Below are 17,072 nucleotides of genomic sequence, written 5' to 3' on the forward strand. Positions count from 1 at the left end.
TTAAAACAAGTAACTTTATTCCATTATTACCAGTCAGCAGTTTAAGTATTCTGTAACTACGGCAGCTTAATTTTATCTAATAGAAAACAAAATGGGAAACCGCAATACTTTTCTGGAGAAGCAATACATCGGCCGCGATTACATCCGGATCTGTATCAGGCTGGTGATGGCTGCATTTTGTTTTGCGGTATATGTTTACGAGCGCGACCGAGATAATACTCAGGATTTGTTTCTGGTTGTCGGGTTTGGAATTATTGGTGTTTCCATTGCACTGCTGTTTCTTATTCAATATAGCACAGTTATCGAGCATAAGAAAATTGTAATCGATGGCTTATGGTCGACCAAAAGGGTAGAGATCGACCTTAATTCTATAAAAAAAGTAAGAAAAGATACTTATAGCAATTACCTTTTTAATAATCCTGTTTACAACTTGCACCGTAAAGGTAGTATCCGGTTTTATTCTTCAGGAAAAGATGCGGTTGTACTTACCGATAATGATGGTTTTGAATATTATATCGGTACCCAAAGACCTAATGAGATGTATCTTGTTATTCTTGCAGAAATGAAAGCGTAACAATTCCCACACATTTCCTGTCGTGCTTAAATAATTGCAATTGTTTAACATAAAGATCATTTAAAGTACTGTTCTTTGCCCCGTAAACTAAGTTATGAAAATAGGTATTGTTTGTTACCCCACTTTTGGCGGTAGCGGAGTTGTTGCTACTGAACTAGGTAAAGCACTTGCTGATGAGGGCCATCAAGTTCATTTTGTTACTTATAGCCAGCCTGCTCGTCTTGATTTCTTTTCAGAGAATCTTTTCTATCACGAAGTATCGGTAAGAGATTATCCGCTTTTTGATTATGCGCCTTATGAGTCTGCACTTGCAAGCAAACTGGTAGATGTTGTTAGGTTTGAAAAACTGGATATACTGCATGTACATTACGCCATACCCCATGCTTCGGCTGCTTTTATGGCTAAGCAAATATTGGAGACCTACGGTATCTATATACCTTTTGTAACTACCCTGCACGGTACCGATATTACTTTGGTGGGTAAAGACCCTACCTATAAACCAGTAGTTACTTTTTCCATTAATAAATCCGACGGTGTAACCACTGTTTCAGAAAGCTTAAGAAGGGATACAGAAAACCACTTTGAAATCACAAATGAGATTAAGGTAATCCCTAATTTTATCGATTTTAGCAGGTTTAGTTTGAAACCTAAAGATCATTTTAAAAAAGCAATAGCACCCAACAATGAGCGGATACTGATCCATACTTCTAACTTTAGAAAAGTTAAGCGTACTTCAGATGTGATCCGCATGTTTGAGAAGATACAGTCAAAGATTCCTTCTAAACTTTTAATGGTAGGTGATGGACCTGAGCGTGCTTATGATGAACAACTTTGTCGTGATCTTGGTATTGTTGATAACGTGCGGTTCCTAGGTAAACAAGATGCGGTGGAAGAGATATTATCAGTGTCTGATTTATTTTTGATGCCTTCAGAATCTGAGAGTTTCGGATTGGCTGCATTGGAAGCTATGGCATGTAAAGTGCCTGCAATTACCTCTAATGCAGGTGGCCTTCCAGAATTAAATATTGATGGCTTTTGTGGCTTTATGAGCAACGTTGGTGATGTTGATGATATGGCGCAAAAGGCTGTAATGATCTTGAAAGATGATGATGTGCTGCAGCAATACAAAGACAATGCCTTCATCCGAGCCAAAGATTTCGACCTCAAGAAGATACTTCCGGAGTATGTTAATTATTACAACGAAGTTATAGAACGACAGTTCAGGTAAAAATTATGCACACCGGGCTGCCTACCTTTATCCGTTTGGAGGTGTCAGTTAGTCTTCCAGTGGTTTTACTTCTATTAAATATCACTACTTCATCGCTTCCCTGATTGGCGGCAAAAAGAAATTTTCCACTAGGGTCAATTGCAAAGTTTCTCGGGCCTTTACCCAAAGCACTTACGCTGGAAATAAATTTTAACCTACCTGTAGGGTATATGGAAAATACATTAATGGTATTCGCATCTCCACGGTTACTTTCATATAGAAACCTTCCATCCGGAGAAACATGGATATCTGCCGCATCAATCCGGCCTTTGAAGTTATTGTCGGTAGTCGTAATTTCCTGAATCTTTTGTAAGTTGCCATTACTATAGGTAAAGGCAGTAATGCTTCCATTGAATTCATGAACCAAATAAGCAAATTTCCCATTCGGACTAAAAGTAATGTGTCTTGGTCCAGTTCCTGGATTTGTCTTAACAACTGTACTTAAGCTGATTACATTAGACCTTTCAGTTGGCTTATAGTTGTATATGTAGATTTGGTCTTCACCAAGATCTGTACAGATCAAGTATTTTTTATCAGGAGTAAGCTTCACCATATGGGCATGTGCACTGGTCTGTCTTGCAGGATCAATACTTTTACCAGTATGCTGGATCACCTGTTTAGGGTCGGTAAGTGAGCCATCAGCAGCACGTCCATATACAACAATGCTCCCGCTACTATAATTTGCAATGATTACGTTTGTTTCATCAGCCATCACAAAACAAGGATCGTTGCCTTTTGCTTCCTTTTTGTTTAAAGGAAGCATTTCGCCTGAAATAGCGTTATAGCCGAATGATGAAACAGTACTGTTGCCTCCTGATTCATTTACAGCATAAACAAATTTATTATCTGGTGATACAGCCAAAAAGCTAGGGTTAGCAACATTCCGCGTCACGCTTTTAGGTGCTATGGCCCCATTTTGAGCATTAAAGTGATAGGTATAGATTCCCTCACTTTTACCGTTCTTGGTGTATGTGCCAATCAGCAGGTTATAGTTTTGGGCCTGAAGCTGGAGTGCAGACATCATAACGATTAAGCAAAGGAATCTTTTCATTCGGTTATTTTATAAGGTGTTTAATCTGTATTAGCTCATGTTCTTCCAGGAAACGCCATTTTCCACGCGGAAGGTCTTTCTTGGTTAGATTACCATAAACCACTCGGTCAAGTTTCACTACGTCATATCCAAGATGTTCAAATATCCTTCTCACAATTCTGTTCTTACCACTATGGATTTGTATGCCAATTTCATTTTTGCCCGCACCTGCCACGTAAGATACATTATCGGGCTTAATCAGACCATCTTCCAGTTCCAATCCAAACTGGATTTTATTGAAATCACCCTGACTTAAGTTTCTGCTCAGTTCCACATGGTATATTTTAGTAATGCCATTTTTAGGATGAGAAAGCTTATCAGCAAGGTCTCCGTCATTGGTCATCAATAATAATCCTGTTGTATTTCTATCCAATCTTCCTACGGGATAAATACGTTCTTTACTGGCTTTTTCTACCAGGTGCATTACTGTACGACGTTCTTGTGGGTCATCGGTAGTGGTAATATAATCCTTAGGTTTATTTAGAATAACATAAACTCTTTTTTCTCTTTTCAGAAGTTCACCATTGTAACGGATTTCATCTTTATAAGGATCAACTTTTTGTCCCAATTCAGATACCGCTTCTCCGTTTACAGAAACTACACCAGCTGCAATCAACTCATCAGCTTTACGGCGTGAGCAAATGCCAGAATTGGCGATATAACGATTCAAGCGAATCAGCCCGTCATCTTTAGTTGGGGCGCTTTTTTTGTTCCTGATGGTTGGCTTGTTTTCAATTCGCTCGCCACGATCCTGATAAGCAGGCTTGTCACCTTCGGTTTCTCTTTTTCTAAAAGGTCTGCTATCCGTACTTCTGGAGTCTGCACCTTTTTTGTCATCAAATTTCCTGAATGGTTTATCACCTGTTCCGAAACTGTCTTTCTTTATATAACTGCGTTTTTCTCCTGGCAGAATATCCCTGGAGCTACCTTCTTTAAAGGCACGTGGTCTGAAGTCCTTTTTTTCACCATCTCTTGGCTTAAATTCCTTGCGTTCTCCGTCTCTTGGTTTGTACTCACGTCTTTCGCCATCTCTTGGCTTAAATTCCTTGCGTTCTCCTTCTCTTGGTTTGTACTCACGTCTTTCGCCATCTCTTGGCTTAAATTCCTTGCGTTCTCCGTCTCTTGGTTTGTACTCACGCTTTTCGCCATCTCTTGGCTTGTATTCTCTTCGCTCTCCCTCTTTTGGTTTATACTCACGCTTTTCGCCATCTCTTGGCTTAAAGTCGCTAGTGCCTCTCGGCTTGTATTCTTTTTTATCTCTTCCGTCTTTATCCTCAAACTTGCTTTTGCCCTTGTAGGAACTGTCTGTTCCACTTGGTCTTCTGCCTGTTGTGCTTCGGTTTCCCGGTTTGGACTTGTCATCCCGACTGTTCCTATTGTTGTCTTTTATCATGATACGCTATTAACCGCATAAAATATGCGGCCACAAACTTAGGTAAAATTGCTCAAATTCACAATTTTAAGTCACTGTGTGACTGTCAGAACTGCGTTAAAATACCTTGAAATACCTTATATACAGGCTGCTCTGAAATTGTCCGTAACCGGGAACAGGAAATTGACCAGATTTTAGCTTTCTGAAGCTTTAAAAATCGCCGTCTAAACATATTTAAACGTTGATTTAATCCCTATTCCTTGTAAATGCTTGATAATTAGATAAATATACGCTATCTTTGCAGCAGTTTAATATTGTTAACCAAAAAAAGGAGGAAAATGATAAAGAAACACATAGTACTATTTACTGTAATCTTTGCATTACTATTTATAGCAAAAGTGTTTGCTTACAACATGCCCCAAGCAGCTAAAAGTCTTTCAAAACGAGAAGACACCACATTAAAAAATACACCACCACCACAAAAAATAATAGCGCCATTGTCTACAATGGCCAAGTTAAATTTCGCAGAAGAAACCCTTCCGCTTGGCGATGCCAAAGTGGAAAGGAAAATGGAAAAAATTCTTGCTGCCTACAATTACAGTAAAATTCAGACCAATCGTTTACAAAGAAAGGCTGCTGAATGGTTTCCTATAATTGAGCCGATACTTGCCGCTTATGGCATTCCTGAAGATTTTAAGTACATGCCATTGGTAGAATCTGGTTTAAAAACAGGTACATCTGCTAAAGGAGCATCCGGCTTTTGGCAATTCATGCCCGGAACTGCAAGAAACTATGGTTTAAAGGTTAATTCTAAAGTAGATGAGCGTGCCAATTTGCGCAAATCAACCATTGCTGCGGCCAAGTACATCAAAGAATTGTATGGGATTTTTGATAGCTGGACTTTGGTTGCCGCTGCCTACAATGTAGGAGACAGCCATATGAGAAAGCAAATCAATAAGCAAAATGAGGACAACTACTTTAAAATGCACCTCAATTCTGAAACTGGAGGCTATGTCTACAAATTAATCTCCATGAAAGAGATTGTACAAGACCCCGTACGGTATGGATTTAGTGCAACAAGTGCAATCTTGGCATATCGCCCGGCTTTTAGTACAACAAACGTAGAATAGGAATCATTTTTTTTCTTATTTTACTGCCCTATGGGTTTGTTGAAATTAAGAATTAAAGAAATGAATTACGGACCAGGCGAAACCCTGGTCCTTACTTTTGATACCATAGCTAGCAGTAAACCGCAATACCTTGCCGGGCAGTTTCTCACATTGGTGTTTAACCTGCACAAGCGGGAAATTCGCAGGTCTTACTCCATTTGCAGTTCTCCTGTTTTAAATGAGCCGCTGGCTATTGCCATTAAAAGGGTAGAGAATGGAGAAATTTCAAGATTGCTCCATCATAAAACGGCCATAGGCGATTTATTGCATGCATTACCTCCTAACGGACTGTTTACGTACCAACCCATAGTCGAACTACAACGAACCGTATTTCTCTTTGCAGCGGGGGTAGGCATCACGCCTATATTTTCCATTATTAAAACGGCACTCGCAACAGAAAAATCATCAAAGCTTTTCCTAATCTATAGCAGCCGCTCTGTTGATGAAACCCTTTTTTACCAGGAACTGAATCAGCTTGAAGCTGTATATTCCAAAAGGTTTAAGATCATTTACGTATCCTCACATGCCAAAAACCTGCTGTATGCCAGGTTAAACGTATTTCTAATTCAAAAGTTAGTCCATGAATATTTGCAGTTTGATGCAAAGGATGCGTTGTTTTATACCTGCGGACCAATTGATTATATGGTTACCTGCCGCATAGTCTTGTTACAAATGGGGTATGATATCAGCCAGATCAAGCGAGAAACTTTTGTCCTTCCAGAGGATGAGGCAGATGAAGATGATACAACGGAGAAAGAAGTTGGCGATAAAAACACCTACTCAGTAACCTTAAATAACAGAGGGAAGATACACCACCTGGAAGTACCTTATAACAGAACAATATTGCAGGAAGCGTTGTTGAACAAAATTGATGTCCCCTACAGTTGTCGCGCCGGTATTTGTAGTACCTGTACAGCCACCTGCACAAAAGGGCAGGTACGTATGGATTATAATGAGGTATTGGTGGATGATGAAATCTTGGCAGGAAGGGTGCTGATTTGCACAGGTCATCCCACCGAAAATGACACCACCATTGTATGGTAAAACACTTTAATATTTATCTTTGCAATTATGAGTAAAACTACCGTCGACCTAGGTGAGCAAAAAGATGTTGAAGTATATGGGGCCCGGGTACACAACCTTAAAAATATAGATATATCTTTTCCCCGCAACAAGCTGGTTGTCATTACCGGTTTAAGTGGAAGTGGTAAATCATCGCTCGCTTTTGATACCATTTATGCTGAGGGGCAAAGGCGCTATATGGAAACATTCAGTGCTTATTCCAGGCAATTTATGGGCGGTATGGAAAGGCCGGATGTAGATAAGGTTTCAGGCTTGAGTCCGGTTATTGCTATAGAGCAAAAAACCACCAGTAAAAACCCCAGATCTACAGTAGGTACCATTACCGAGATCTATGATTTTATGAGGCTGCTCTACGCACGTACAGGCGAAGCTTTTTCTTACAATACAGGAGAGAAAATGGAACGTATGAGCGAAGATCAGATCCTGGTCAATATCTTCAAAAAATACAATGAAATCCCCGTAAACATCCTCGCTCCAGTAGTTAAAGGTCGTAAAGGGCATTATCGCGAGCTCTTTGAACAAATCCGTAAACAGGGTTATTTAAAGGTTCGTGTAGATGGAGAGATCCAGGACATTACCGCAAAGATGCAGGTAGACCGTTATAAGATCCATGATATAGAGATAGTGGTAGATCGGTTAATTGTAGATCCAAAAGACACAAAACGCTTGCAGGATTCCCTTCAAACTGCCATGAGGCTTGGTAAGGGAATCATTAAAATAAGCGATAAGGACAACAATGTTTCCCATTTCAGCAAGTTCCTGATGTGTCCTACTACAGGGATCTCTTATGATGAGCCCCAACCCAATAGCTTTTCTTTCAACTCGCCCTATGGTGCTTGCGAGAACTGTGATGGATTAGGTTATATTTTGGTAATAGACAGAGAATCAGTCATTCCTAATCCTAAATTGAGCATCATTAACGGTGGTTTGGCTCCGCTTGGTGAATACAGAGATATCTGGATGTTCCAGGTACTAAAGGCGCTTGCTAAAAAGCACAGTTTTTCACTCTCTACCCCAATAGAAAAATTAGGCGAAGAACACATAAATGTTATCCTTAATGGTAGTCCAGAGTTACTGAGTGTAGCCGTTGAATACAACAAATGGAATGTCCAAAACTATCAGGTCACTTTTGATGGTATAGTTAAACTGTTAGAAGAACAGGCAGAGCGAAAAGGTGAAGGTGCTGTTGAGGATATGGAGGCTTTTAGAAAACTGAAAACCTGTCCGGTATGTAATGGAGCGCGACTAAAAAAAGAGAGCCTGCATTTTAAGATTGATGGTAAAAACATCTTTGAACTGGCCGAGATGGACATCAATTCTCTGCAGCATTGGTATGTGGGATTGGAAGAAAGATTAAACGACAGACAAAACACCATTGCTAAAGAAATCTTAAAAGAAATAAGGGCTAGAATTGGCTTCCTTACTGATGTGGGGTTAACCTATTTATCACTAGACCGTACCGCACGTACACTTTCTGGCGGAGAGGCGCAAAGGATCAGGCTGGCCACGCAGATTGGCTCGCAATTAATGAATGTCATGTATATTTTGGATGAGCCCAGTATTGGTTTGCACCAAAGGGATAATGAACGTTTAATTGGAGCATTGAAAAACCTGCGCGACTTAGGTAATACCGTATTGGTAGTAGAACATGATAAGGAAATGATCCTGGAAGCAGATCACGTTATTGATGTTGGTCCGGCTGCCGGTGTACACGGTGGCCAAATCGTAGCACAAGGCACTCCAGCAGATATATTGTCATCCGATACCCTTACCGCCGCTTACCTGAATGGCAAGAAGGGCATTGCAATACCAAAGAAAAGAAGAAAAGGAAACGGGCATAAGTTATCCATTATTAAAGCCAGTGGGCACAACCTGAAGGATGTATCGGTAGATTTCCCCCTTGGCAAGTTCATTGCCATAACCGGCGTTTCGGGTAGCGGTAAATCCAGTTTGATCACAGAAACACTTTATCCCATACTAAACCATCATTTTTTTAGGGCGAAGAAACATCCGCTGCCTTATGAGAAGATTAACGGGCTAAAAGAAATAGATAAAGTAATAGAAATAGACCAGGCACCAATTGGGCGCACGCCCAGGTCAAACCCATCAACTTATACCGGGGTGTTTTCAGATATCCGAAACCTCTATGTGCAATTGCCAGAGGCTAAAATAAGAGGGTACAAACCCGGGCGCTTTTCTTTCAATGTAAAAGGTGGAAGATGCGAGACCTGCCAAGGCGGTGGGATGAAGGTTATTGAAATGAATTTCCTTCCAGATGTACAGGTACCCTGCGAAGAATGTGGTGGAAAACGTTACAACAGGGAAACCCTGGAGGTGCGTTACAGAAGTAAATCCATAAGCGATGTGCTGGACATGAGCATTGAAGAAGCTGTAAATTTCTTTGAAAACATGCCAGCCATTTACCGTAAAATAAAAACATTGAAAGATGTTGGACTTGGTTACATTACCCTTGGTCAGTCTTCTACAACACTTTCCGGCGGAGAGGCACAGCGCGTTAAGCTGGCCACTGAGCTTTCTAAAAAGGATACAGGAAGAACGTTTTATATTTTGGATGAACCCACAACTGGTCTGCATTTTGAAGACATCAATGTACTGTTAGGCGTACTTAACGAATTGGTAGACAAAGGAAATACGGTGTTGGTCATTGAACACAATTTAGATGTAGTTAAGGTGGCCGATTGGGTAATTGATCTTGGAGAAGAAGGCGGTGCAGGGGGTGGCAGAATCATTTTTGAGGGCACGCCTGAAGGATTGATCCAAAACCCGATAAGCCTTACCGGGAAATTCCTTAAAAAAGAAATGAATTAAATAGCGGATATTATGGCCCTTTTTTTAAGCAATTACTTGCCAGATACAGACGTTTACAGTCAGCAGCAAGTAGTTGCTAAAGGGCTGGACATGCACAGGGGAGAGGAGGACAGGCATCCTTTTCAACTGGTGGAAGCAGCAGACATCTCAAAAATTCTTAAACCGAGGGCTCCATTTTCACATAAGGGAACTTACGGGCATGTACTGCTCATTGCCGGAGCGCCTAAAACTATGGGTGCTGCATTGATCGCTGCAAATGCTTGTCTGCATGCAGGTGCTGGACTTACTACTGTGAGCATTCCGGAGTCTGGTTTAACGGCATTGAATACGCTGTTGCCAGAGGTGATGTATACAGATAGAAAAGATTTACAAGAAGGGAAAGATAACCCTTTTCAAAAATACAATTCGATAGTCATAGGCCCTGGACTTGGCACAGATCAAATCAGCCTGCTTAACCAGGTTTTACAGGTTGTGAAACCCATTCTGGCAGATGCTGATGCACTGAATATGATGGCAGAAGATAAGAAGCTGATTTATAAGCTTAGTCCAAATTCTATCCTGACACCACATATGAAAGAGTTTGACAGGTTATTTGGTGAGCATAAGAACTGGTGGGACCGACTGCAAACAGCGATACTTAAATCAGTAGAGTTTAACATCGTGATTGTACTGAAGAATAAATATACTTTCATTATAGATCAGAAAGGCATAGTGTCCATCAACAGCACGGGCAATCCGGCTATGGCTCAAGGAGGTATGGGAGATGCGCTTTCTGGTATTATTGCAGCCTATGTTGCACAGGGGTACGATGCCAAATGTGCAGCTATTTTAGGCGTATATTTTCACGGGAAATCTGGGGATGAATTAGCAAAGAAGAGGTATTCAATAACGGCATCAGAGTTAATCAAACAACTATCTAAAGTAGTTAAACACCACCCATAGCCATCATTTGCTCCATCGTAGGGGTAGGGTTACCACCACGCTTTTCAAGAGTTACTGCAAAAGCCTGTGCAGCACCTATTCCTTTCATATTTAAAAGTATGTGAGCACTATCTGGTTTTACGTCAAATACACCTAAATCTACTGGTTTGCCATTAACCAATGCCCAAAGCTGGTACTGATGATCTTTATCATTAACAGGCAATGCCATTTTCTCATTGTTAACCATTACATGGCGACCTTTTGCGTGCCAGTAAACCACCATATTGTCCTTAGGATCTTTTTTGCCGGCAAGTTTAACCGTTTTCCAGTCCGGATCGCCAGACATGTTAACCAGTTTATTCAAGTCTGCATTGTTGTCCTTCATAAAGCTAACTGTGCTGGAGAATTTCTCTCTATCCAAACTAAGGCTGGCAATTTGCTCACGGGCAATACCTAGGTCAGTATGCGCAGAATAAAGCGCCGAAGCACAAACAATAAGTAAACCCACACAAGCTGCCAAAGCAAAACGTAGGGTGCGTACTTTAGACTGATACTGATTTTTAATATCTGCATTAAAGGGAACTACTATTGCTTCTTGTTTTACCGCTACCGGTGCAGCAGGTCCAATTTTTTCTAATATCTTTTGCTCTAATCCAGCACTCGGCTGTATTGCATTCTCCACTGCATATTGCTCCATAGCAACCTCTATGGCACCAATTTCCTGCTTAATAACAGGATATTTTGAAGCCATACCAAGAACTTCAGATTCTTCAGGGGCAGATAATTGCCCAAGAACAAAGAGTTCAAGTATGCCGGTTTCAATATATGCTTTTGCTTCTTCCACTTTAATTAAAATGTTTTCTTAATTCCATAATACCCATTCGGATCCTGGTTTTAACAGTACCCAATGGTAATTTTAACTCTTCGGCTGCTTCAACATGTGTATACCCTTTAAAGTATACCATATCTAATACGGCTTTAAATTCTGGTTTAAGTGCTGTCACTAAATCCTTAACTCCAAGAATATCCGCATTAAAGGTCACCCCTTTCTGCGCGTCAATGAAATCTACGTTATTTTCAATGTCTTGGTTTTTCAGGGCATTTTTAAAATCTTTTGAACGCAGCTTATCTATGGATAAATTCCTGGCAATGTTCATCATCCAGGTAAACAAACGGCCTTTGGTGCTGTCGTAACTACTTGCAGAGTTCCAAATTTTGATAAAAGTTTCCTGTAACAGATCTTCAGCTACTTCCGTTTGCTGAATGATTCGGGAAATTACTCCCAGTAAAGCACCTGAATACATGTCATACAGTGCCTGTATGGCGATGGTATCCTGACTTTTCAGTTTACTAACGAGCTCTTCTTCCGAGAGTGATATTTTTTTAGATGTTGCCAATGGATTGCTAATATACAGAAACTACAACAACATCAAAATGTAATTTGTTTTTTATGCGAATCATTATAAATCTATTGTAGTTAAAAGTCGAAAAGGTGTTTTTCTGCATGATAAGAAGAACGGACAAGGGGTCCGCTTTCTACATATTTCAATCCTTTTGCCAACCCAATTTCTTTATATTTTGCAAACTGATCTGGATGTATCCAATCCACCACAGGGTGGTGGTTGCGGGTAGGTTGCAGGTATTGACCAAGCGTAAGTATATGAACGCCATTTGCTACCAAATCATCAATCGCTTCCAATACGTCATCTTCCGTCTCGCCCAAACCTAGCATAATGCCGGTTTTAGTCCTCAATCCAAATTCAGAAATTCTTTTAAGTGCCTCCAAACTTCTATCGTACTTTGCCTGTACACGTACCTGTTTTGTTAACCGCCTAACGGTTTCCACATTGTGAGACATCACCTCAGGGCGTTCTTCTAAAACACGGTAAAGATTTTCCCAAATCCCCCTGAAATCAGGAATTAAAGTTTCTAACGTTGTTTCCGGGCTTTCCCTGCGGATAGCCTGTAAAGTCTCGGCCCAAATGATAGAGCCGCCATCTTTCAGGTCATCCCTATCTACCGATGTGATAACGCAATGCTTTACCTGCATCAGCTTTACTGAATTGGCAACACGGTTCGGTTCATCTGTGTCCACCGCCAAAGGCCTGCCAGTTGCTACTGCGCAGAAAGAACAGGAGCGCGTACAAATGTTACCAAGTATCATAAAAGTAGCCGTACCTGCACCCCAGCACTCGCCCATATTGGGACAATTGCCGCTTTCGCAGATGGTATGAAGCTTATGCGTATCAACTAAACTGCGTACTTGTGCATATTCTTTGCCTACAGGGAGCTTTACCCTAAGCCAATCTGGTTTACGTTGAACGGGGTTTTCTGAAACAACCGGAAGTGCGATCATGTTGCAAAGTTAAGCAATAGGTTTCAATTGAAAGAAATACCCAATGTTTGTATCCTGTAATGTTTCGCTTATGTGGTTATTTTGCCCAAATATTGACTGTCTGATTGTATAGAACGGTCTTCTGCAACAAAGCCAATATACAAGTGCCATTCCTGATCGGATTTTTTGTCTGGCAGTAGCAATGTTTCCGTACCAGTGTTTCTAAAAGCACCCGGACAAACATATTTGCTTTTTTTGGTGTCAAAATTTATCGCCAATAATAAAACCTGATCTTGTTTTCTCGTTTCCGGTTGCTCCGTATCTGTATTCCAATGGAATCGCAATAAACCCGGGCTTTCCAGCACAGCTGCCGGTTCTATTGCACCAGGCAACTCGCCGCCGCTCATTTTAAAAAGGGAAGGATTAATTATTTTAACATCATCTACCTCTATCATGGCATTTTTAACATTCCATGAAAGTGCTCCTTTTGATCCACCTCTTTCAGAACCATAGTTTTTAAAACTAACCTTTAGCAATTTCAATAAAGGAGTTAGAGTCTCCTGAACACGTCCAAATGCAGAGTTGTTCTTTTTCTCACTTATTGTTCTGGGCTTGGTTCTTTCCGGCAATGAACGCATATATTCTTTGCCATTGATGGTGTAACCAACTACGGTACCCACTTTACCACTAAAGCCACCCAGTATACCATTTTTAATTCTCGCCATATAATTGTTGCCTTCCTATTAATAAAATATAAAGTTAATGATTTGATTTAATATTACTTATTTTATATATAAATATTAAACGTATTTAACAAGTATAAAACACGTTATTAAACGAGCTTAAAACGGGTATACAACGAGTATATAACGAGCTTAGAACGAATTTTAACATAATTTAGTGTTTACTAGCTTTTTAAGTGGTCGTAAAAGGGTATTGGTGTTTGAGAAAGCTATAACGTCTTAGCCCAGGCGTCCATTTTAGTTTCGAATACGCTAAGTAGTGTATCGCTAGTTATAAAGCGATTTTTTAGGTGTTATGTTATATTTTAACTGATAATTCTGATACAGCATAAATTGGGATTACTTTTATATTTTTATAGGCACTATAGTTTTCCATTGAAAATCTGACACCGAAGGCAACTTTCTTTTCTTCAAGAAATAAAAATAAGCTTTGCATTGATCCTTTCTTGCCAGATTTCACTTCAATTGGAATTATAGTTTCATTTTGTTGTACAACATAGTCAATTTCAGCATTACTGCTTTTGGCTTCTCTGTGCCAGAAATAGAGATTTTCTTGCCGATAGCATGAATGGGATTTTATTATTTCCAAGCCGACAAATTGTTCTGCAATAGCTCCTTTGTTGATTGCTTCAAAGTCATCTTCAAATAGTATTTGTGATATATTAAGTCCTAACAAACGCTGGAATATACCTGTATCCAAAAGTAGCATTTTGCGGTGTTTGATATTTGCTTCGGCCCCTAAGGGTATACCATTTGCAGCAGTGTGTGTTACAGGTATGACCAATCCAGCCATGATTAATAAATCTACAGCCTCTTTAATCTGTTTATGGTTGGCCTCCGTAGCCGCCTTTGCGTAAATGAATTTATGTCCAGATTGCCTGATAACTGAATCGAATACCTCCAATATCCTTAAAAAGGGCACTTTAATTTTATATTTTACAAAATCAGCTTTAAGGGAAGTAATCAAATCATCCAGTACCTGTCCACATTTGTTAAGGTCGCCATTTTGTACATAGGACGATACTACTTCCGGCATTCCACCAAGGATTAAAAAACGCTTGGTATGATTTAATAATTTTTGGTGTATTGGTTCTGCCAATGGTTTTTGTAAGGTTGCCTTTGTTTTAGCTGTCAAAAGTCCTGTTTCTCCAATTCCTTCCAAATATTCATCGAATGATAGGGGATATACAAAAAGAGATCTGATCCTGCCCACACCGAAAGACGGAGTTTCAGCTAATGCAAACTCTAAAAGAGATCCTGCAGCTATTACATGTAGCTCAGGGTATTTTTCATAAAAGAAACGAAGTGAAGATATGGCTGGAATACAAGTTTGTATCTCGTCAAAAAACAAAAGGGTTTTGCCTGGAATAATAGGAACATTATACAAGATAGAAAGGTTCTCACATAATGATACAGGGTCTAGATCACCATCAAACAATCCGTGTACACGACGCTGTTCTTCGAAATTTACCTCAAGGAAATTGTCGAACTGTTTAGCAAGGTGTCTGATTGCTGTAGACTTCCCTACCTGCCGCGCTCCGCGTAGTAATAAAGGTTTACCAAGCTTCTCTTTTCCCCATGAACTTAATTCTTTATCTATCTTCCTTGGTAAATACATTTATACAAGTCAATGTTTAGTTGTTTTTTACATTTATACAAGGCAATAATAGCGGTAATTTTATATTTATACAAGGCAATAATATTTTGTCCTTGGGTTTTCAATTAAATTCTGGCAGTTGAATACTAAAATTATAACGTCTTAGCCCAGGCGTCCATTTTAGTTTCGAATACGCTAAGCGGCATTGCGCCATCTTTAAGCACCTGGTTGTGAAACTCGGCAAGGTTAAATTTGGCACCCAACTGCTTTTCATATTTGGTGCGTAGTTCCCTGATTTTCAAGGCACCTGTTTTATAACCGAGTGCCTGTGCCGGTATGCCCATGTAGCGTTCAATTTCGGCAGTTGCGCCCTCCTCACTGATGGCTTCATTATCCATCATATACTTAATGGCTTGTTCGCGGGTCATCCCTTTGGTATGTATGGCTACATCAACCACCAATCGGATGGCACGGTGCATCTCATCGCCAAGGGCACCCATGTGCTGATAGGGATCCGTATAAAGGCCCAGTTCTTTACCAAGAGATTCGCAATATAAGGCCCAACCTTCTACATAAGCATTTTCGGATATTAAAAACCTGCGGAATTTAGGTAACGTGGTGTTTTCTTGTGTTAAAGAGATTTGGTAATGGTGACCAGGAATGGCTTCATGTAAAAATAGGGATTCCATGCCTGAGGTAATGTTAAACTTGGTGGCATCCAATATCGGTACATAGAAAATGCCCGGGCGTTTGCCATCAGCAGATCCCTGATTGTATTCTGCACTGGCAGAGGCGGCTCTGAAAGCTTCTGTTTGCTTAATTCTGAAAGGTGTTTTAGGTACATGGTTGAACATCTTTTGCAAATTTGGCTCCATTGTTTTGTGGATTTTCTCAAAAGCGGAAAGCACTTGTTCAGGTGTTTTATAAGGCATGAATTTCGAATCATTCTTCATGTATTCAAAAAACGCTTTTTTATCGCCTTTAAAACCTACAACATTTTTAATGCTATCAATTTGTTTGGTAATACGGGCCACTTCGCTTAAACCTGTTTGGTAAATTTCTTCCGGACTGCGGTCTGTAGATGTTTGCTGTTTAACCAAGTAGGCATACTTTGCCGCTCCATCTGTAACTGATGATAAGCCCGAGGTGCTGCGGGCATGCGGCAAATATGTTTTTTGAAGATAATTAGCCAGTTTGCTATAAGCCGGAACTGCCGTTTTTAAGATGGCTGTTTTATAGGCATCGGTAATCGTTTTTTTATCGGCAGCAGAAAAAGTAGTTGGTAGATTTTTAATTGGATCATAGAACAGACTTTTAGTAGGATCGGTTACTACAAAGCTTTGCATTTGAGGGATCATTTTAACAACCAAAGCCTTTGGTAAAACAACACCAGTTTTTATGCCTTTATCAAAATTGGCAACTGCAGTGTCTGTCCATACAGAAAATGCGGTTAATCGTTTTAACCAGTCGTTGTAATCTTTTACAGTTTTAAATGGTTGTGCGTTGCTGCCAGAGCCGTATTGCCCTATGGTAAGTGGTAGCGCAAACATTTGGTTAAAAGGAAGGTATTCTAAATGTTGTTTAAAACCATCCAGGTTAATTTGCGCTTCGTACACAAAAATATCGTAGGATAGCTTGTCATTTTCATTAAGGTCATTGCGCTTAAAGGTTTTTACGGTATCAAGATAGTTTTGATAAAAATCATGTAGTTCTTTTAGGAATACTGATGAACCCGTATTTGCAAATTGATCATTATACCTGGTGTCGCCAATAGAAGTTGCAGTTAGTGGATCAAGTTTAAGGTATCCTTCATAAAAGTTGTCAAATACCTTAGCGAGTTTTGGGTTATCGCCAGCGGAGTTTTTATTGTCTGCGTTTTCTTGTTTACAAGCTGTAAATAATACAGCCATACATGCTACCAATAACAGTTTTTTCATCTTTTTATGATTCTTTTTTAGGAAAGGGATGAAATCCTCCTGATTTATTTATTCCAACTGCTTGGTTTTAAAAATCAAGGGGATTTTATCTTTATAAGTTTGTGTTTTAAAGCTAATTATATTTAATGAATAAATGAAATAGCGGATTAAGAACT

At 39.9% G+C, this 17,072-nt stretch carries 14 protein-coding genes; 6 read left to right on the forward strand and 8 right to left on the reverse strand.

Annotation, left to right across the window (positions count from 1 at the left end; translation table 11 throughout):
• Positions 1 to 91 precede the first annotated feature (91 nt).
• The gene (locus ACVWYN_RS04075; protein WP_457287549.1) at positions 92 to 574 is read left to right on the forward strand and encodes a hypothetical protein; all 483 of its coding nucleotides are present in this window, start codon (positions 92 to 94) and stop codon (positions 572 to 574) included.
• A gap of 94 nt (positions 575 to 668) precedes the next feature.
• Positions 669 to 1,802 (forward strand): N-acetyl-alpha-D-glucosaminyl L-malate synthase BshA, encoded by a 1,134-nt coding sequence (bshA, locus tag ACVWYN_RS04080; RefSeq protein WP_457287550.1) that lies wholly within the window; start codon positions 669 to 671, stop codon positions 1,800 to 1,802.
• Here bshA and ACVWYN_RS04085 read toward each other — a convergent pair.
• The gene (locus ACVWYN_RS04085; protein ID WP_457287551.1) at positions 1,795 to 2,892 is read right to left on the reverse strand and encodes a lactonase family protein; all 1,098 of its coding nucleotides are present in this window, start codon (positions 2,890 to 2,892) and stop codon (positions 1,795 to 1,797) included. The two genes, bshA and ACVWYN_RS04085, sit on opposite strands and share 8 nt — an antisense overlap.
• Before the next feature lie 4 nt (positions 2,893 to 2,896).
• Complete coding sequence (locus tag ACVWYN_RS04090) at positions 2,897 to 4,324, reverse strand: pseudouridine synthase (protein WP_457287552.1); 1,428 nt, start codon at positions 4,322 to 4,324, stop codon at positions 2,897 to 2,899.
• 317 nt (positions 4,325 to 4,641) lie between these two features.
• Between ACVWYN_RS04090 and ACVWYN_RS04095 the strand changes: the two genes are divergently transcribed.
• The 4 genes from ACVWYN_RS04095 to ACVWYN_RS04110 are packed head-to-tail and all read left to right on the forward strand — an operon-like array spanning position 4,642 to position 10,326.
• Positions 4,642 to 5,433 (forward strand): lytic transglycosylase domain-containing protein, encoded by a 792-nt coding sequence (locus ACVWYN_RS04095; protein ID WP_457287553.1) that lies wholly within the window; start codon positions 4,642 to 4,644, stop codon positions 5,431 to 5,433.
• 30 nt (positions 5,434 to 5,463) lie between these two features.
• Complete coding sequence (locus tag ACVWYN_RS04100) at positions 5,464 to 6,516, forward strand: 2Fe-2S iron-sulfur cluster-binding protein (RefSeq protein WP_457287554.1); 1,053 nt, start codon at positions 5,464 to 5,466, stop codon at positions 6,514 to 6,516.
• 27 nt (positions 6,517 to 6,543) lie between these two features.
• On the forward strand, positions 6,544 to 9,384 hold the full coding sequence (uvrA, locus tag ACVWYN_RS04105) for an excinuclease ABC subunit UvrA (protein ID WP_457287555.1): 2,841 nt from the start codon (positions 6,544 to 6,546) through the stop codon (positions 9,382 to 9,384).
• 12 nt (positions 9,385 to 9,396) lie between these two features.
• The gene (locus ACVWYN_RS04110) at positions 9,397 to 10,326 is read left to right on the forward strand and encodes an NAD(P)H-hydrate dehydratase (protein ID WP_457287556.1); all 930 of its coding nucleotides are present in this window, start codon (positions 9,397 to 9,399) and stop codon (positions 10,324 to 10,326) included.
• Here ACVWYN_RS04110 and ACVWYN_RS04115 read toward each other — a convergent pair.
• The 6 genes from ACVWYN_RS04115 to ACVWYN_RS04140 form a co-directional block, all read right to left on the reverse strand.
• A complete protein-coding gene (locus ACVWYN_RS04115; protein WP_457287557.1) occupies positions 10,310 to 11,149 on the reverse strand; it encodes an anti-sigma factor in 840 nt (279 codons plus the stop codon). The genes ACVWYN_RS04110 and ACVWYN_RS04115 overlap by 17 nt on opposite strands.
• A 1-nt stretch (position 11,150) precedes the next feature.
• The gene (locus ACVWYN_RS04120; protein WP_457287558.1) at positions 11,151 to 11,702 is read right to left on the reverse strand and encodes an RNA polymerase sigma factor; all 552 of its coding nucleotides are present in this window, start codon (positions 11,700 to 11,702) and stop codon (positions 11,151 to 11,153) included.
• Between the two features lie 80 nt (positions 11,703 to 11,782).
• Positions 11,783 to 12,661, reverse strand: a complete 879-nt coding sequence (gene lipA / locus ACVWYN_RS04125; protein WP_457287559.1) for a lipoyl synthase — start codon at positions 12,659 to 12,661, stop codon at positions 11,783 to 11,785.
• 68 nt (positions 12,662 to 12,729) lie between these two features.
• Complete coding sequence (locus tag ACVWYN_RS04130) at positions 12,730 to 13,365, reverse strand: DUF6266 family protein (RefSeq protein ID WP_457287560.1); 636 nt, start codon at positions 13,363 to 13,365, stop codon at positions 12,730 to 12,732.
• A 316-nt stretch (positions 13,366 to 13,681) separates the two neighbouring features.
• A complete protein-coding gene (locus tag ACVWYN_RS04135; protein WP_457287561.1) occupies positions 13,682 to 15,001 on the reverse strand; it encodes an ATP-binding protein in 1,320 nt (439 codons plus the stop codon).
• 131 nt (positions 15,002 to 15,132) lie between these two features.
• The gene (locus tag ACVWYN_RS04140) at positions 15,133 to 16,917 is read right to left on the reverse strand and encodes a DUF885 domain-containing protein (protein WP_457287562.1); all 1,785 of its coding nucleotides are present in this window, start codon (positions 16,915 to 16,917) and stop codon (positions 15,133 to 15,135) included.
• Positions 16,918 to 17,072 lie beyond the last annotated feature (155 nt).

It is taken from the genome of Pedobacter sp. UYP24 (assembly GCF_054057295.1).